The organism is Ruegeria sp. CDSA020, from assembly GCF_059612345.1.
Genome location: NZ_JBXWQK010000003.1, coordinates 17,507 through 33,306 on the forward strand (window position 1 = coordinate 17,507; position 15,800 = coordinate 33,306).

Annotated in this window: 17 protein-coding genes; 4 read left to right on the forward strand and 13 right to left on the reverse strand. The window is 56.3% G+C overall.

Annotated elements, in window-relative coordinates; translation table 11 throughout:
- Window positions 1-32: 32 nt before the first annotated feature.
- From AC2FJW_RS05505 to AC2FJW_RS05540, 8 genes are all read right to left on the reverse strand, one after another.
- Window positions 33-2,234, reverse strand: a complete 2,202-nt coding sequence (locus tag AC2FJW_RS05505) for a 3-hydroxyacyl-CoA dehydrogenase NAD-binding domain-containing protein (protein ID WP_496749436.1) — start codon at window positions 2,232-2,234, stop codon at window positions 33-35.
- Window positions 2,227-2,715 carry a cupin domain-containing protein gene (locus tag AC2FJW_RS05510; protein WP_496749437.1) on the reverse strand — a complete coding sequence of 163 codons (489 nt, stop codon included), beginning with the start codon at window positions 2,713-2,715 and terminating at the stop codon, window positions 2,227-2,229. Before AC2FJW_RS05510 ends, AC2FJW_RS05505 begins: the two co-directional genes overlap by 8 nt.
- Window positions 2,715-3,926 (reverse strand): acetyl-CoA C-acetyltransferase, encoded by a 1,212-nt coding sequence (locus tag AC2FJW_RS05515; protein ID WP_142632809.1) that lies wholly within the window; start codon window positions 3,924-3,926, stop codon window positions 2,715-2,717. The genes AC2FJW_RS05510 and AC2FJW_RS05515 overlap by 1 nt, the downstream gene beginning before the upstream one ends.
- A gap of 10 nt (window positions 3,927-3,936) precedes the next feature.
- A complete protein-coding gene (locus AC2FJW_RS05520) occupies window positions 3,937-4,575 on the reverse strand; it encodes a glutathione S-transferase family protein (RefSeq protein WP_142632811.1) in 639 nt (212 codons plus the stop codon).
- Window positions 4,576-4,654: 79 nt separating this feature from the next.
- Window positions 4,655-4,867 (reverse strand): hypothetical protein, encoded by a 213-nt coding sequence (locus AC2FJW_RS05525; RefSeq protein ID WP_142632813.1) that lies wholly within the window; start codon window positions 4,865-4,867, stop codon window positions 4,655-4,657.
- Between the two features lie 51 nt (window positions 4,868-4,918).
- Window positions 4,919-6,700 carry an acyl-CoA dehydrogenase C-terminal domain-containing protein gene (locus tag AC2FJW_RS05530; RefSeq protein ID WP_496749438.1) on the reverse strand — a complete coding sequence of 594 codons (1,782 nt, stop codon included), beginning with the start codon at window positions 6,698-6,700 and terminating at the stop codon, window positions 4,919-4,921.
- 48 nt (window positions 6,701-6,748) lie between these two features.
- Window positions 6,749-7,150: a MerR family transcriptional regulator gene (locus AC2FJW_RS05535; protein WP_142632817.1), complete on the reverse strand. Its 402-nt coding sequence runs from the start codon at window positions 7,148-7,150 to the stop codon at window positions 6,749-6,751.
- 298 nt (window positions 7,151-7,448) lie between these two features.
- A complete protein-coding gene (locus AC2FJW_RS05540) occupies window positions 7,449-7,817 on the reverse strand; it encodes a MerR family transcriptional regulator (RefSeq protein ID WP_142632819.1) in 369 nt (122 codons plus the stop codon).
- Window positions 7,818-7,930: 113 nt separating this feature from the next.
- Between AC2FJW_RS05540 and AC2FJW_RS05545 the strand changes: the two genes are divergently transcribed.
- From AC2FJW_RS05545 to AC2FJW_RS05555, 3 genes are read left to right on the forward strand one after another with little or no spacing between them, the layout of a single operon-like run.
- Complete coding sequence (locus tag AC2FJW_RS05545) at window positions 7,931-8,350, forward strand: PaaI family thioesterase (RefSeq protein ID WP_142632821.1); 420 nt, start codon at window positions 7,931-7,933, stop codon at window positions 8,348-8,350.
- Window positions 8,350-8,868: a PaaI family thioesterase gene (locus tag AC2FJW_RS05550; RefSeq protein WP_271948008.1), complete on the forward strand. Its 519-nt coding sequence runs from the start codon at window positions 8,350-8,352 to the stop codon at window positions 8,866-8,868. Before AC2FJW_RS05545 ends, AC2FJW_RS05550 begins: the two co-directional genes overlap by 1 nt.
- Window positions 8,869-8,874: 6 nt before the next feature.
- Window positions 8,875-10,191 (forward strand): MATE family efflux transporter, encoded by a 1,317-nt coding sequence (locus tag AC2FJW_RS05555; protein ID WP_142632825.1) that lies wholly within the window; start codon window positions 8,875-8,877, stop codon window positions 10,189-10,191.
- Here the strand turns inward: AC2FJW_RS05555 and arsC are convergent.
- Genes arsC through AC2FJW_RS05575 form a run of 4 tightly spaced genes read right to left on the reverse strand, consistent with a single transcriptional unit; the run spans window position 10,188 to window position 12,347 of the window.
- Window positions 10,188-10,529, reverse strand: a complete 342-nt coding sequence (gene arsC / locus AC2FJW_RS05560; RefSeq protein WP_142632827.1) for an arsenate reductase (glutaredoxin) — start codon at window positions 10,527-10,529, stop codon at window positions 10,188-10,190. The genes AC2FJW_RS05555 and arsC overlap by 4 nt on opposite strands.
- On the reverse strand, window positions 10,526-11,584 hold the full coding sequence (locus AC2FJW_RS05565; protein WP_496749439.1) for a quinone-dependent dihydroorotate dehydrogenase: 1,059 nt from the start codon (window positions 11,582-11,584) through the stop codon (window positions 10,526-10,528). Before AC2FJW_RS05565 ends, arsC begins: the two co-directional genes overlap by 4 nt.
- Entirely contained in the window at window positions 11,581-12,012 is a 432-nt protein-coding gene (locus AC2FJW_RS05570) for a DUF1330 domain-containing protein (RefSeq protein WP_496749440.1), read from the reverse strand. Before AC2FJW_RS05570 ends, AC2FJW_RS05565 begins: the two co-directional genes overlap by 4 nt.
- Window positions 12,009-12,347 (reverse strand): DUF952 domain-containing protein, encoded by a 339-nt coding sequence (locus AC2FJW_RS05575; RefSeq protein WP_496749441.1) that lies wholly within the window; start codon window positions 12,345-12,347, stop codon window positions 12,009-12,011. Before AC2FJW_RS05575 ends, AC2FJW_RS05570 begins: the two co-directional genes overlap by 4 nt.
- 107 nt (window positions 12,348-12,454) lie before the next feature.
- On the opposite strand from AC2FJW_RS05575, the gene AC2FJW_RS05580 reads away from it, so the two are divergent.
- Window positions 12,455-14,032: a bifunctional metallophosphatase/5'-nucleotidase gene (locus tag AC2FJW_RS05580; protein WP_142632834.1), complete on the forward strand. Its 1,578-nt coding sequence runs from the start codon at window positions 12,455-12,457 to the stop codon at window positions 14,030-14,032.
- Window positions 14,033-14,097: 65 nt separating this feature from the next.
- Here the strand turns inward: AC2FJW_RS05580 and AC2FJW_RS05585 are convergent, their stop codons facing one another.
- Window positions 14,098-15,756: a tetratricopeptide repeat-containing sulfotransferase family protein gene (locus AC2FJW_RS05585; protein WP_496749442.1), complete on the reverse strand. Its 1,659-nt coding sequence runs from the start codon at window positions 15,754-15,756 to the stop codon at window positions 14,098-14,100.
- Window positions 15,757-15,800: the final 44 nt, after the last annotated feature.

Sequence of the window (15,800 nt, forward strand, 5' to 3'; positions counted from 1 at the left end):
GGCGTAAGGTCTCTTACGCCAGCACCAACTGTTTAGGCAGCCTTGGCTTCGGGGTTGAACCGCCCGTAGAAGCTTTGGCCTTTATCTGCCATCTCACGCAGCAGCGGCGGGCAGGTAAACCGTTCCCCATATTGTGCGGTCAACTGATCGCAGCGCTCGGCCGCATAAGGGGTGCCGATGATGTCCAGCCAGCTCAGTGGGCCACCTGACCAAGGTGCAAAGCCCCAGCCCAAGATTGCGCCGACGTCACCCTCGCGGATGTCTTCCAGAACGCCTTCTTCCAATGCGCGGACGGCCTCCAGAACCTGAGCGAACATCAGGCGTTCCTGCACTTCGATCAGGTCGGGCTGATCCTCTGCCAGCGGATACTTGTCCTGCAGACCCTTCCAATATTCGACGCGCTTGCCTTTTTCGTCATAGTCGAAGAAGCCCGCGTTTGCCTTGCGGCCCAGACGGCCCTGTTCTTCCATCCAGAAGATCAGATCATCGGACGGGCTCTCAGGATATTCGTTGCCCATCGCGGCCTTGGTCGCGCGTGCGATCTTGGCACCCAGATCAATCGAGGTCTCATCAGTCAGCTGGATAGGCCCGACAGGGAAGCCCAACTGGCGTGCCGCGTTGTCGATCAGAACCGGGCTTACGCCTTCGGTCACCATCCGGGCACCTTCATTGATGTAGGGAATGATGCAGCGGTTGGCGTAGAAGAAGCGGGCATCGTTGACCACGATAGGCGTCTTGCGGATCTGGCGCACATAGTCCAGCGCCTTGGCCACTGCGCGATCACCGGTTTCCTTGCCTTTGATGATCTCGACCAAGAACATCTTCTCGACGGGCGAGAAGAAGTGGATGCCGATGAACTGATCCGCACGCACCGAAGCTTTGGCCAGGTCGCTGATCGGCAGGGTCGAGGTGTTCGAGGCAAAGATGCAGTCCTCGGGAATGATCGCCTCGACCTTTTTGGTCATCTCGGCCTTGACGCCCATGTCTTCGAAGACGGCTTCGATGATCAGGTCACAGCCCTTCAGATGATCAAGGTCAGGGGTCGCGGTGATGCGGCCCAGCATGGCCTCTTTCTTTTCAGCCGTAACCTTGCCGCGCTTCATACCTTTGTCCAGGTACGTTTCGGTATAGGCTTTGCCTTTGTCTGCGGCTTCCTGATCGCGGTCGATCAGAACAACTTCCATACCGGCCTGCGCCGATACAAGTGCGATACCCGCACCCATCATGCCAGCGCCCAGAACACCGATCTTCTTGACTGACTGATCCGGTACGCCCGCAGGACGCACGGCGCCTTTTTCCAAGGCTTCCTTGTTCAGGAACAGTGATCGGATCATGGCACCCGAAGACGGGTTCATCAGAACGGAGGTGAACCAACGGGCTTCGATCTTCAGCGCGGTGTCGAAATCGACCAGCGCACCTTCGTAAACAGCGCTTAGCAACGCCTTGGCGGCAGGGAACGCACCCTGGGTTTTGCTATTCACCATAGCCGAGGCGCCGACGAAATTCATGAAACCGGCAGGGTGGTAAGGCGCGCCACCGGGCATTTTGTAACCCTTGGCATCCCAAGGCTTCACAATGTCCGCATCTTTGGCGTTCAGCACCCAATCTTTTGCCGCGGCAACTGGATCCTCTGCGATCTCATCGATGTAGCCTGCACTTTTCGCCTTTTTGACGTCCAGCATCTTGCCTTCCAGCAACAGCGGAGCGGCTGCAATCGCACCGACCTTGCGGACCATTCGGGTGGTGCCACCAGCGCCGGGGAAGATGCCAACCATGATTTCAGGCAGGCCGTATTTCGCCTTTGGATTCTCGGCTGCAAAGATGCGGTGCGTCGACAGCGGTAGTTCCATGCCAATGCCTGCGGCTGTACCGGGCAGGGCGGTTGCAATCGGCTTGCCGCCTTTCTTGGTCTTGGGGTCCATGCCCGCCAGCTCGATCTTGCGCAGCACGCCGTGCATATTCATGGTGCCTTCGAACAGGCCCTTGGCGGGGTTGTCGCCCGCCTGTTCTTTCATCACCGCAAGCAGGTTCAGGTCCATGCCACCGGCGAACGAACCTTCTTTCCCGCTGGTGATAACGATGCCTTTGATCTCGTCATCGGCAAGTGCCTGATCGATGCAATCGCTCAACTGTGCGAAGCCGTCAAAAGACATCACGTTCATGGATTTTCCTGGAACGTCCCAGGTGATAATGGCGACGCCGTCCGCGTCTTTGCTCAGAGTGAAATCAGTCATTGTCATCTCCAATCTGGTCAGCCGTTAGCGGGCTGCCATCTTTCCGGGTGAAAGAGAATCCGTTCTCATCATCCTTCACCATCATGTCTAAGTCGCTGTAATAGCCGGTCTCGTTCGGGGTCCGTGTGCCCACCACCAGAAAGGTCGCAGGCGCATCGGTGTTGTTCACAAGGTGATGGCCGTTGGCTTCACCTGCGGGCCATGCGGCGCAATCGCCGGGCTGCATTTCATGCTCGCCATCGTCGTCGATCAGCGTACAGGTGCCGCTTAGCATGATTGCAAACTCGTCCTGCTCCATATGGTAGTGGCGCAGCGAGGACATGCATTGCGGTTCAAGCCGTACGATGTTGACCCCGTACTGGGTTAGCCCGCCCGCATCACCGAGGCGCTGAACAAAACGGCCTGCGGTCGCCTCGGCCAGCTTGCCGGGATAGGCCGAGCCGCCCTGAAACGGAATCTGAGAGAGATCCAGCTTGGGCATCAGACGCGCTCGATGATCGTTGCTGCACCCATGCCAGATGCGATGCAAAGAGTGGCCAGCCCGGTTTCCTTGTCCTGACGTTCAAGCTCATCCAGCAGGGTGCCGATGATCATCGCGCCGGTCGCGCCCAGCGGGTGGCCCATTGCAATCGAGCCGCCATTGACGTTGACCAAAGCCGGATCGACATCGAATGCCTGCTGGAAGCGCAGAACAACCGAGGCAAAGGCTTCGTTCACTTCGAACAGGTCGAGATCGCTGATTTTCATGCCGTTGTCGGCGAGGATTTTCTCGGTCACCGGAACCGGACCGGTCAACATAATGGTGGGGTCGGTGCCGATCTTGGCCGTGGCCTTGATGCGTGCGCGCGGCTTCAGGCCGTATTTCTCGCCGAATTCCTTGTTGCCGATCAGAACTGCCGCCGCACCATCCACGATGCCCGAGCTGTTACCCGCGTGGTGGATATGATTGATCTTTTCCAGATGCGGGTATTTCAGCTTTGCGACGTTGTCGAAGCCGGGCATTTGCTCGCCCATCATCTGGAATGCGGGGTTCAAGCCACCCAGGCTTTGCATGTCCGTGCCGGGGCGCATGTATTCATCATGGTCCAGAATGGTCAGGCCGTTCTGATCCTTAACGGTGATGACCGATTTCGAGAACCGGTTGTCGTCCCACGCAGCTTTTGCACGGCGCTGCGATTCCATCGCCAGCGCATCAGCCTGATCGCGTGTGAACCCGTATTCGGTCGCAATGATATCAGCGGAGATACCCTGCGGAACGAAATAGGTGTTCATCGCCAGTGAAGGGTCAGCCGCAATCGCAGCGCCATCGCTGCCCATCGGAACACGGCCCATCATCTCGACCCCGCCTGCAATATAGGCGTCGCCTGCGCCGCCTTTGACCTGGTTGGCCGCCAGGTTCACAGCTTCCATGCCCGAGGCGCAGAACCGGTTGATCGCCAGCCCGGGGATCGATTCATCCAGATCAGAACCCAGCACTGCGGTTCGTGCCAGACAGCCGCCCTGTTCCATAACCTGGGTTACGTTGCCCCAGATGACGTCCTCTACGGCGTGGCCCTCTAGATTGTTCCGCTCTTTTACGGCGTTCAATGTCAGCGAGGACAGGCGCGCCGAAGTCAGCTCGTGCAGGCTGCCATCCTTGCGGCCTTTGCCGCGCGGAGTACGCAGGGCGTCATAGATATATGCGTCGGTCATAGTTTTCTCCTTAAGCTCGATCCGGCACAGAGCCGGGCATCAGGTCGTAGGGGTGTTTCCAGCCAGGCTGCTGGGACAAGCGTGTCAGCCAGGCGTCGATATTTGGCCATTCGGTGCGGTCAAAGCCGAAGGGTTCAGGATAGTAGAGATAGCCACAGCAGCTGAGATCAGCATTGGTTACACCGTCCCCTACGATCCAGTCGCGACCGTTCAGATGTGCATCCAGGACTTGATACGCAGCCTTCAGACGACCCTGGTTGAATGCGATCACGTCTGGGTTGCGATGTTCTTCCGGCAGAAAGTTGATCAAAAAACGGGTCAGGCCTGCCATCGAGCTGAGTTTGTGATTGTCCCACAGCACCCAGCGCAGTACCTCGTATTTCTCTTCCTGCGTCTTTCCTCCGAACATACCTGTCTTTTCAGTTATATAAGTCTGAATGGCCCCGGACTGACTGGTGCGAAAGTCGCCATCAATCATGACGGGCGCTTCACCCATTTCGTTGACAGTGGCACGAAATTCGGGAGTGCGTGTCACTCCTTTGAAGAAGTCGACTTCGACGGCTTCCCATTCTAACCCTGATAACTCCAGAGCCAGCGCCGCCTTGTACGAGTTTCCGCTGACGCCGAAACAATGCAGTTTGATGGTCATCATTTGCCTCCCTTGGCACATGAGTCAGTGCGATGTGCTGTATCATGTAGCCCGCCCTTTTTTGGGCGGGTCTGTTTTCTTATCGTTTGCGTTCTTCAAGTTCGGAATTGAAGATACGCAAACGGTGCGTCAGGCTCTCTTCGTCGATGACACTGTTGAAGTTCTCGAACAGGAATGACAGTGCCTCACCTTCGTCCAGACCAGCCTCGCGCGCGAACCCTCTGAGTTTGCGATAGCCGTCTTCGGTCATGGCGACCGGGAAACGGCGTGTTAGGCGAAATCGTTTTGGCATATCGAGCCTTTCGAATGGCCGGCCCCAAGATGGTCTGGGGCCGGTCAGAGATCAGAAGCTTGCCGCGTCCAGGCCCATGACAGTATCCGCACCGCTCTGGATGCGTGTCAGATGAAGACCGGTGGCTGGCAAGCGACGCACCATGTAGAACTGGCCGGTGGTAATCTTTGTCTCGTAGAACTCGGTGTCCGAAGTCCCGGCTTCAAGTGCGGCATAAGAGGCTTTTGCCATCTGTGCCCACATCAGGCCCAGGCAGACATGACCGAACATGTGCATGAAGTCATTCGACCCAGCCAGCGCATGGTTGGGGTTCTTGGTGCCGCTTTGCATAAAGTACATGGCAGCGGCCTGCAGATCCTTGGAGGCCGCTTTCAGCGGTTCGATAAACGCCGTATCATAGGCTTCGTTCTGACCTGCGTTTTCCTTGCAGAAGTTTTTGACCATTTCGAAAAACGCCATGACGTGTTTGCCGCCATCCTGGGCAAGTTTACGGCCCACAAGGTCAAGCGCCTGAACGCCGTTTGCGCCTTCGTAGATCATCGCGATCCGGGCGTCGCGGGTATATTGCGACATGCCCCATTCTTCGATGTAGCCGTGGCCGCCATAGACTTGCTGGGCCTTGACCGTCATGTCATAGCCTTCGTCGGTCAGGAACCCTTTGAGGACCGGCGTCAGCAGTGAGATCAAGCCATCGGCGTCATCGTCACCAGAGCGGTGGGCCTTGTCGATCATGGTGGCTCCCCACAGAACAAAGGCACGGGCACCCTCGGTAAAGCTCTTCTGATCCATCAGGCTGCGGCGGATGTCGGGATGCACGATCAGCGGATCGGCTGGACCGTCCGGATTTTTCGCGCCGGTCACGTCGCGGCCCTGCAGGCGGTCCTTGGCATATTCCACCGCGTTCTGATAGGCCGCGTCGGCCTGGGACAGACCCTGCATGGCTACACCCATACGAGCTTCGTTCATCATGGTGAACATCGCGCGCATGCCTTTATGCTCTTCGCCCAAAAGATAGCCGGTTGCCTCGTCATAGTTCATGACGCAGGTCGAGTTGCCGTGGATGCCCATCTTTTCTTCGATGTTGCCGACCGATACGCCGTTGCGTTCACCCAGGCTGCCATCTTCGTTCACCATGAATTTAGGAACGATGAACAGGGATACACCCTTGATGCCTTCGGGGCCGCCCACGATCTTGGCCAGCACCAGGTGAATGATGTTGTCGGCCATGTCGTGTTCACCAGCCGAGATAAAGATCTTCTGACCGGAAATCTTGTAGGAGCCATCCGCCTGCGGTTCAGCCTTGGTGCGCATCAGACCCAGGTCGGTGCCGCAATGCGGTTCGGTCAGGTTCATGGTGCCGGTCCAATCGCAGCTAACCATGTTCGGCAGATAGGTTTCTTTCTGCTCTTGGGTGCCGTGCGCCAGAATGGCCGATGCTGCGCCGTGGGTCAGACCTTGATACATGGTGAACGCCTGGTTCGAGGCGGAAAACATCTCGGCCACGGCAGAGCCGATGACATAAGGCATGTTCTGGCCGCCGAATTCTTCGGGCATGTCCAGGCCGGTCCAGCCGCCTTCCTTCATCTGACCGAATGCGTCTTTAAAGCCAGTAGGGGTATATACCACACCGTTTTCCAGACGACATCCTTCGGTATCACCGATTGTATTCAGCGGGTGCAGAACATTTGTGGCCACCTTACCGGCTTCTTCTAGAACAGCGCCGGTAAAATCAGGTTCAAGCTCGCTATAACCCGGGATGTCCGATCCCGATACATTGAGCACTTCGTGCAATACGAACTGCATGTCTTTGGTTGGTGCATTGTATACGGGCATTGGGAACTTCCTTAGTTTCGCTTGTCCGGTGGGTGGGCGCCGCCGGGATTATTCTGCGGCCTTTTTGTCGCTCTTGATCGAGGCGATCACTTTCTCGCCCCATCTCAACTGTTCTTTTAGATCGTCAATGGCCTGGGTCAGCTCTTCACGCCGGGATTCCATATCGGCAAGCCGCTCGCACGCGATCTCATAGGTGCGGGTCATCTGCGTAACCTGCTGATCACCTACGTGATACAAATCAAGAAGCTGGCGAATTTCTTCCAGGCTGAAGCCAAAGCGTTTGCCTCGCAGGATCAGCTTGAGACGCGCCCTGTCGCTTTTGGTGAACAGTCGTTTCTGCCCTTCGCGGATCGGAAACAAAAGTTCCTTTGCCTCGTAAAAACGTAATGTGCGCGGCGTGACATCATAGGTCTCGCACATTTCACGAATGGTCATCAGATCTTCGGTCATGGTTTCTGCACTCTTGTAACTGGCCTTCGTTAAGCTGATTTGCGCAGTCGATGCGCGTCTTACAGCACGTAGATGCCGTTCACGTAACGCGAACGCTGCGTCACAAATAAGTTGACGTAACTTCCGTTCGCGTCAAGGTTTCTACTGCAGGGAATTTCAGGACGTCACGTCAGATCACCTTCCAGATGCAATTTTCCAAACACGGAAAAGCATGCTGAAAGGGTAAAAGAGCCCAGGAAGGGTCTGTTTTTGGCTTTGGCAAATCCGATAGTAAACGCGGTCAGCCGGGCAGCAATGCCTAGTCTAACAATTTCGCGGTCTGGTCACGCATTTGTTCCAAGGCATCTATGGCTTCATCCAACTGTTTTTTCTGATTGTTCAGTTCGACAAGCTGATGTTCGGCCATTTCGATGAAGGCCTTCATCTGTGCCTGATTCCCCTGATCTTCGTAGATCAGCAGCCACTGGCGGATATCTTCCAGTGGAAATCCGTATTTCCGTCCCCGCATGATCAGCGTCATCCGAGCGCATTCCCTAGGCCCGTAAAAGCGAGTTCGGCCTTCGCGGTCAGGCTGCAGAAGTTCGATATATTCATAGTAGCGCAGGGTACGTGGAGTCACGTCAAACTCGGCGCACATCTCTTTGAATGACAAACGGTTGTCGGGCATTCCTGGTCTCCTTCGAAACAGCGTAGGACGTGGCGACTTCAAGCGCAACAGGCGGGCTTGCTCTTTTGCTAGCCTGACGCTCATAAAGGGAGAAACAGAGAGGACACAAGTAGATGGTCGACAAAGCTGCTATAGCACGACAGTTTATTGAGGCCATTCCGCATGCCAAAGCTTTGGGTTTGACACTCACCAAAATGGGTAATGGCGAGGCCGAGATTTCGATGCCCTACAAGGCCGAACTGATCGGTGATCCACGCACGGGTGTGATCCATGGCGGGGCGGTTTTTGCCCTGCTTGACACCTGCTGCGGTTCCGCGGTCATGTGCCATCCTTCTTCGCCCGGCGCCACCGCGACAATAGATCTGCGGATAGACTACATGCGCCCGGCGACGCCAGGGCAGAGCATTACGACACATGCTGTCTGTTATCATATCACCAGAAACGTGGCCTTTGTCCGCGCAACTGCGATGGATGAGGACAAGGACCTGCCCGTGGCAACCGCCACCGGTTCATTCACAGTGGAGAGCCGATGATGTCACGACCTCGGCCCGAAGCCATGCAGCTCATCGAACAGCGTCGCGATGCAGCACTGAAGGCAATCGTGGATGGTGTTCCATATATTCAGTTTCTCGGAATCGAATTTGACCGGCGGGGAAATGAGTTGACCGGGGTACTGAACTTTGACCAAAAGCTGATCGGAAACCCGATGCTTCCGGCGCTTCATGGTGGTGTGACGGCTGCCTTTCTGGAAGTAACCGCGGTTATCACCCTGAGTTGGGAGTATTTCTTTCCCCGGATCGAAAACGGCGAATTGGATGCCAGCACGGTCTTTCAAGATGAAACCATCATGTTTCCAAAAACAGTCGATTTCACCGTTGATTACCTGCGATCGGGCTTGCCTCGGGATGCCTATGCGCGTGCCTTTGTTCGCCGATTAGGGCGCCGGTATGCGTCGGTTCGTGTCGAAGCGTGGCAGGACAATCATCAGCGTCCTTTCGCACAGGCCAGCGGGCATTTTCTGATGCCGCAGTCCAAATCGAAAGCTGAGTAGATTTCCATGCAAGACGCCTCGGCACCCATCACGCACAGGCGCGTGCTTAAAATTGCAGCGCCCATCGTGCTGTCGAATGCCACGGTTCCGATCCTTGGGGCCGTGGATACTGGCGTAGTCGGGCAGATGGGTCTGGCTGCGCCGATTGGGGCTGTTGGGATGGGGGCCGTGATTCTGGCCTCGATCTACTGGATATTCGGCTTTCTGAGGATGGGGACCACCGGCCTGGCGGCGCAGGCGCGCGGGGCGGGTGACACTGCCGAAACCGGTGCGCTGCTGATGCGGGGCATATTGCTGGGCAGTGCGGCAGGTATGGTTTTCATATTGGCCCAGGTCCTTTTGTTCAAAGGGGCTTTTGCCCTTTCCCCCGCCAGCCCCGAGGTTGAGGCGCTGACCCGCGACTATTTGCGGATACGCATCTGGGGTGCGCCGGCAACGATTGCGCTGTTCGCCATCACTGGCTGGTTGATTGCGATTGAACGTACGCGTGGGGTCTTTGTCCTGCAGGTCTGGATGAACGGGCTGAATATTCTGCTGGATCTGTGGTTTGTGCTTGGTCTGGGTTGGGGCGTCGAGGGGGTGGCCATCGCGACGCTCATCGCCGAGTGGAGCGGGCTGGCACTGGGTCTCTGGCTGTGCCGCAGTGCTTTTACCGGGAATCAATGGCGTGACTGGCCGCGAATTTTTGATCCCACGCGTCTGCGTCGGATGATGCAGGTGAATGGTGACATCATGGTCCGTTCGGTATTGCTGACCGGCGCCTTTACCACATTCCTCTTCGTCGGGTCGGATCTGGGGGATGTTAATCTGGCAGCCAATCAGGTCTTGCTGCAGTTTCTCGAAATTACCGCCTTTGCACTGGATGGGTTCGCCTTTTCCGCCGAAGCACTGGTCGGCGGCGCCATTGGCGCGCGGGATCGGCATCAGGTGCGCCGAGCCGCGGCCATGGCTTCGCAATGGGGGGTAGGGGGTGCATTTGTACTTGGTGCGGTTTTCTATCTGGCCGGGCCAGCGTTGATCGACCTGATGTCAACTGCACCTGAGGTGCGACTAGCCGCACGCGAGTATCTGGTCTGGGCGGCGCTGGCGCCGGTGATCGGTGTGGCAAGCTGGATGTTTGACGGCATCTACATAGGCGCTACCTGGACGCGCGCAATGCGCAATGCGATGATCCATTCGGTTGCGATTTATGTTTTGGCCCTGTTCATATTGGTGCCTGCGCTCGGCAATCACGGCCTTTGGGCCGCGCTGATGATCTTGAACATCGCGCGTGCCTGCACGCTGGGATGGCGGTACCCCAAGCTTGAGGCATTGGTCGCCTAAAGAAGGTCCAGAAGGGATTCCGTAGGGCGACCAATGGCTGCGTTGTCCCCTTTGATTGCAAGCGGGCGCTCGATCAAAATCGGATGGGCCGCCATTGCTGTGATCAGGTCATCCTGAGCGGTATTCTTGGTTAGGCCCAGTTCCTTGAACAGCTTTTCGCTAGTCCGCATCAGGTCTATGGCGGGGATATCAAGGCGTGTAAGTACGGCCCGGATTTCGTCTGCCGAGGGCGTATCCTCAAGGTATTTGCGAATTTCGACCTGCGCTCCGTTTTCCTCAAGCAAAGCGAGCCCTGCGCGAGACTTAGAGCATCTGGGATTGTGCCAGTATTCGATCATATCCAGTCCTGTCTTTTGCTTCCAACGGCCTGCGCAACTGTTTCAAACCCGTCGCGCGCCAGCAAGTCATCCAAACCTCGCGCGATATCCGCCGCAAGTGAGATACCACCGAAAACCATCGCGGTGTAGAATTGCACGGTCGAAGCACCGGCGCATATCTTGGCATAGGCCTGTTCTGCTGTGCTGATGCCACCAACACCGATCAACGGAATCTGACCGTCGGTCAAATGGCTAAACCGGGCAAGAACGCGGGTGGATTTTTCGAACAAAGGTGCGCCGGACAGGCCGCCTGCTTCGTCTCTGTGTGCGCTGCGCAACCCATCGCGCGACAAAGTGGTGTTCGAGGCGATGACCGCATCAACGCCCGATGCATGGGCCACTTCGGCGATATCCCGCAGCTCATCCTCGGTCAGATCGGGGGCGATCTTGAGGAATACTGGTAGAGGGCGCATTAGGGTGTTTCGGGTTTCGATCACGCCGCTCAACAGAGCGCTCAGCGCCGCTTTGCCTTGCAAATCCCGCAGCTTTTCAGTGTTCGGAGATGACACGTTGACCGTAGCGAAATCCAGATGCGCCCCACAATGGGCCAGTACCTTGGCAAAGTCACCGGGTCGATCATCGCTGTCTTTGTTCGCACCAAGGTTCAGTCCGATCACCGCATCCCTGGGGCGCGCCGCCAGACGACGGGCCATGGCCTCCATCCCTTCGTTGTTAAAGCCAAAGCGGTTGATGGCAGCCTGGTCTTCGGTCAGGCGGAACAGGCGCGGCCTGGGATTGCCGGGCTGCGGGCGTGGGGTAACGGCACCGACTTCGATGAACCCAAACCCGGCGCGAGACAGGGGGCCAAGAACCTCTCCGTTCTTGTCGAACCCAGCTGCCAGACCAACCGGATTGGGCAGATCCAGCCCGGCGAATTTGGTCCGCAAACGCTGTGACGTGACCGGCCCTGGTGCAGGCGCAAGCCCTGCCTTCAGGGCTTTGATCGACAGGGCATGTGCGGTTTCCGGATCCAAGCGGTGCAGGGCAGCCAGCCCCAGCTTTTCAGTCAGTTTCATCCAAACATTTCTCCGCCTTCGGTCGGCGCGCATCGGATCAGGCGAGAGGTCTTCACCGCAGCCTGACGATGCACGACCGCCTGTTTGTAATCAGGGTCGGATATCATTTCCAGAAAGGCATGGGCCGATGGGTAACGCGCGATAAATACCGCGTCCCATGCCTCATCGCGCGGGCCGATCAACGTGGTCTGAAATGCGCCACGCCAGAGGATTGACGCCCCGAGGCGGGCGATGATCGGTGCGGTTTCGGCCCCATAGTTCCGATAGGCTTGCGCTCCGCTCAGCCCGCTATTGGCCAGGTTGTGGCCCGATGGATATTCGGCACGGTCACGAAACCGTAACAGGTTCAGCATCTCGATCGGGTGGTCACGATCCAGCACCTTGAAGGCTTCGAACTGGGCGCGATCCGGGTCGATATATTCCGTCATTTCATGTCGTCCGGGAAGCGATGCGCGTTGCCGTCAAAGGGCAGGGGGCAGGACCAAGCTATGTCGGTCATGCGGATCTGACGGTAGAGATGCGGAAACAGAGCGCCCCCGCGCGAAACCTCCCACTTCAGTTCCTCGCCCATCGCGTCAGCATCGCAGACCAACAGCGTCAAACCTTCGGCGCCGGCAAAATGCTTGGCAGCGGTTTCCGCAGCTTGTTCAGCTGTCGAAAAGTGGACAAAACCGTCCGAAACATCAATCGGAGCACCATCCGTGGCGCCATCGGTCTGCAGCGCCGTCCATTCGTTGGCGCGGAAAATCTTGTAAATCAGCATAGAACGGTCATGCCCCGCGCTGCGGCTAGATTCAAGCCGGATTTCCCCCTTTGACTCTTTGCTGAAGGCGGCGCAACATCTTGGCAATTAACAAAGGGAGTTAAAATATGTTCACCCGTTTCCTAGCCTCGGCTGCTGTGCTGGGTTTGACTGCAGGAATGGCCGCCGCCGAATATAAACTGACCATTCTGCACACCAACGACTTTCATTCGCGTATCGAGCCGATCAACAAATATGACAGCGGCTGTAGTTCAGATGACAACGCCGAAGGTAAGTGTTTTGGCGGATCTGCCCGTCTCGTAACAGCAGTGGAAGAAGCCCGCGGGCGTGCCGAAAACTCGATCCTGGTAGATGGCGGCGATCAGTTTCAGGGCTCGTTGTTCTATACCTATTACAAGGGCAAGGTCGCGGCCGAGTTCATGAACAAACTGGGCTATAACGCTATGACCGTGGGCAACCACGAATTCGATGATGGCCCGGAAGTCCTGCGCGGGTTTATCGACACGGTTGATTTCCCGGTGCTGATGTCGAACGCGGATTTTTCCGGCGAAGAATTGCTGAACGGCAAGATCAAAAAGTCTACAGTGATTGAAGTCGGCGGAGAAAAAGTCGGCCTTGTTGGCCTGACGCCGGAAGACACGCATGAACTGGCCTCTCCTGGCCCGAACATCACATTCTCGGACCCGGTTCCCGCGGTTCAGGCCGAAGTGGACAAGCTAACCGCGGAAGGCGTGAACAAGATCATCGTTCTCAGCCATTCGGGATATGCTGTCGACCAGCGTGTTGCACAGGAAACGACCGGCGTTGACGTAATCGTAGGTGGGCATTCCAATACATATTTGTCCAACGTTTCTGACAAGGCTGTTGGCCCCTATCCGACAGTGGTCGATGGCGTGCAGATCATTCAGGCCTATGCCTATGGCAAATTCCTGGGCGAGCTGAATGTCACTTTTGATGACGACGGAAATGTTGTCGCGGCGGCTGGTGAGCCGCTGATCATGGACAACAACGTGGCCGAAGATCAGGCCTCGCTGGACCGTATCGCGGAACTGGCCGCTCCTTTGGACGAAATCCGCAATAAGGTCGTGGCCAGCACGTCTGAGGCGATTGAGGGTGACCGTTCGATCTGTCGTGTTCAGGAATGTCAGATGGGCAATTTGGTCGCTGATGCCATGCTTGCGCGGGTTGCTGATCAGGGCGTTCATATCGCGATTGCGAACTCTGGCGGCCTGCGCGCTTCGATTGACCCTGGCGATGTGACCATGGGTGAAGTTCTGACCGTGCTGCCGTTCCAGAATACGCTTTCAACCTTTGAGATCAGCGGACAAGGCATCGTTGACGCGCTTGAAAACGGCGTGAGCCAGGTAGAAGAGGTCAAGGGCCGCTTTCCGCAGGTTGCCGGTCTGACCTTTGTTTGGGACGCATCGGTGGCACCAAACGAAGGGCGCGTATCAGAGGTCATGGTATCCAACGGCGATGGGCTTACCCCGATTGATCCGGCGGCGACTTACCTTGTCGTTACCAATAACTACGTCAGAAATGGCGGTGACGGGTACAGTATGTTCGAAGGCGACGATAAAAATGCCTATGACTTTGGCCCGGATCTGGCGGATGTCACGGCGGAATACCTAGCCGAAAACGCGCCTTACCAGCCTTATCTGGACGGTCGCATCAAGCAAAAGTAAGGCGACCAGAGCGAAACGAAAAGGGCCGCACTTTGGGATGCGGCCCTATTTCATTCAGCTAACCTTCAGCCTTGATCAATGTCGTATTCCGGCCAAAGCCCTGTATCAAAACCCGCAAGCATGGGCTGGATATGTTCCGACACAGATCGCCATCCCCCAATGGATTTGGTTGAGATTTTGTTGCGAACCTGGTCGATACTGGCAGTCCGGACCTGTTTGGTATTCTCTTCCGGATGCATCATCGTCTCGGTCCATTCGAGGTCGCAGAAAGCGGCGACCTGCTTGCTATAGGTTTCGGGGTCCGCGACAAGCTTTTCATATGGAACGGTCAGGATCTTGTCGCCAAAAACAGCATCCCAATGCGCCATATAGCGACGATACAGGTTGGCAGAATGGGCGATGGTTTTAAGATTCGAGGCATAGTTCATGCCCCCCGCAGGGAACCGGCGGATCCATTTCGAAAGACCGACATCGCGCGGATCACGCAGCATGTTTATTATCTTGGCGTTTGGGAATGCCGACAACAGGAAGCCGACCCGCTGAAAATTGTGGGGCATCTTGTCAACAAAAGTGGTCGAGCCATCGGGGATCGGCGGCATCAACTCTCGGAACTCTTTGGCATATTTCGCTGCGGCAGTGGAATCGAAGGTCTTGCGATGTTGTGCGTAGTCGCGCGAAAGATCGGCCCCAACCGTCAGTTCGCCGCAGCCAGCAATGTCTGGCGCGGAGCTCAGCATCATTTCCATGAGCGTTGTGCCAGAGCGCGGCTGGCCCAGAACGAAGATCGGAACCGGCTGATCGGTTTGTTCGGACCAAGGAACTCTTCCCCCTACAGGGAACAGGCCAGTGATACGTTCGAACTTCTGTTCTTCCGCCTCTAAATCATAGGGTTTGACATTATGTTGGATGGCATTGGCACGTGCAAATTGCGGCAGTGCTGCGCCAAGGCTATCGGCTTTTTGGATCAGGTGGGCCTTGGCAAATTCCAGTTCCGACAGCTCGTGTACGCTTTCGGATATCGCTGCTTCTACCGCCTCCATCAGTTTCGGGGCGTCCTCTTTGCTGGACATTGTCGAAAGCTGAAGAAGGGTGGCAACATGGAAGGGTTCTTTGGCGTAGATGCCCTGCAGAATATTGGCGCATCTCTTTTTGTCGCCACTCTGGTGCAGATTTACGGCTTTTTGAAAGGCTATCTTTTCGTTGTCCGGTGCCAATTCATACGCCTTGGTTATATCGCGTGAGTTGTGCTCGATATAACCGATGCGGCCATAGGCGCGGGCACGAGTCGACAAAAGGCTGACATTTTCAGGGTCGCTTTGAAGTTTTTTGGTCACGTGATCAATGATCAGACGCCAGTTCTGTCCTTTCAGCGTAATCTCATCAATGACCCGGTTCAGTTCCTTGCTGGCTGGGAATTTTTCGGCCTTGAGTTCGGCATATTCCAAGGCTTTGGCCATCTGGCCGGTTTGCATAAGAGCATTGGCGAGGTTTTCGACGAATTGCGGATCGTCAGGTTTCATCCGCGCGGCTTCGACAAAATGCGGGATCGACCTTTTATACTGTTTCATCTCGGTCAGAACAAAACCGGAAATGGCATGAAAATCCGAGTCGGTCGGAAACTTTTTTACGCCAAGTTGAGCCTTTTTCAGCGCAGCCTGGAATTTGCCTTCTTCCAGCGCTGCGACAGCTTTGACTTTTAAGGTTTTCGCCGTTTGATTTTGCATATGACCCCGTGAGAACCTGTGCCTGTAGAAAACGATTGTTGAAA

Excerpts from the sequence above, each read along its gene's own strand:
- AC2FJW_RS05505 (WP_496749436.1), bottom strand. The coding sequence starts at position 2,234 with ATGACTGATTTCACTCTGAGCAAAGACGCGGACGGCGTCGCCATTATC.
- AC2FJW_RS05535 (WP_142632817.1), bottom strand. The coding sequence starts at position 7,150 with ATGACCGAAGATCTGATGACCATTCGTGAAATGTGCGAGACCTATGAT.
- AC2FJW_RS05530 (WP_496749438.1), bottom strand. The coding sequence starts at position 6,700 with ATGCCCGTATACAATGCACCAACCAAAGACATGCAGTTCGTATTGCAC.
- AC2FJW_RS05585 (WP_496749442.1), bottom strand. The coding sequence starts at position 15,756 with ATGCAAAATCAAACGGCGAAAACCTTAAAAGTCAAAGCTGTCGCAGCG.
- arsC (WP_142632827.1), bottom strand. The coding sequence starts at position 10,529 with ATGATCGAATACTGGCACAATCCCAGATGCTCTAAGTCTCGCGCAGGG.
- AC2FJW_RS05515 (WP_142632809.1), bottom strand. The coding sequence starts at position 3,926 with ATGACCGACGCATATATCTATGACGCCCTGCGTACTCCGCGCGGCAAA.
- AC2FJW_RS05580 (WP_142632834.1), top strand. The coding sequence starts at position 12,455 with ATGTTCACCCGTTTCCTAGCCTCGGCTGCTGTGCTGGGTTTGACTGCA.
- AC2FJW_RS05550 (WP_271948008.1), top strand. The coding sequence starts at position 8,350 with ATGTCACGACCTCGGCCCGAAGCCATGCAGCTCATCGAACAGCGTCGC.
- AC2FJW_RS05545 (WP_142632821.1), top strand. The coding sequence starts at position 7,931 with ATGGTCGACAAAGCTGCTATAGCACGACAGTTTATTGAGGCCATTCCG.
- AC2FJW_RS05540 (WP_142632819.1), bottom strand. The coding sequence starts at position 7,817 with ATGCCCGACAACCGTTTGTCATTCAAAGAGATGTGCGCCGAGTTTGAC.
- AC2FJW_RS05570 (WP_496749440.1), bottom strand. The coding sequence starts at position 12,012 with ATGACGGAATATATCGACCCGGATCGCGCCCAGTTCGAAGCCTTCAAG.
- AC2FJW_RS05525 (WP_142632813.1), bottom strand. The coding sequence starts at position 4,867 with ATGCCAAAACGATTTCGCCTAACACGCCGTTTCCCGGTCGCCATGACC.
- AC2FJW_RS05565 (WP_496749439.1), bottom strand. The coding sequence starts at position 11,584 with ATGAAACTGACTGAAAAGCTGGGGCTGGCTGCCCTGCACCGCTTGGAT.
- AC2FJW_RS05555 (WP_142632825.1), top strand. The coding sequence starts at position 8,875 with ATGCAAGACGCCTCGGCACCCATCACGCACAGGCGCGTGCTTAAAATT.
- AC2FJW_RS05520 (WP_142632811.1), bottom strand. The coding sequence starts at position 4,575 with ATGACCATCAAACTGCATTGTTTCGGCGTCAGCGGAAACTCGTACAAG.
- AC2FJW_RS05575 (WP_496749441.1), bottom strand. The coding sequence starts at position 12,347 with ATGCTGATTTACAAGATTTTCCGCGCCAACGAATGGACGGCGCTGCAG.
- AC2FJW_RS05510 (WP_496749437.1), bottom strand. The coding sequence starts at position 2,715 with ATGCCCAAGCTGGATCTCTCTCAGATTCCGTTTCAGGGCGGCTCGGCC.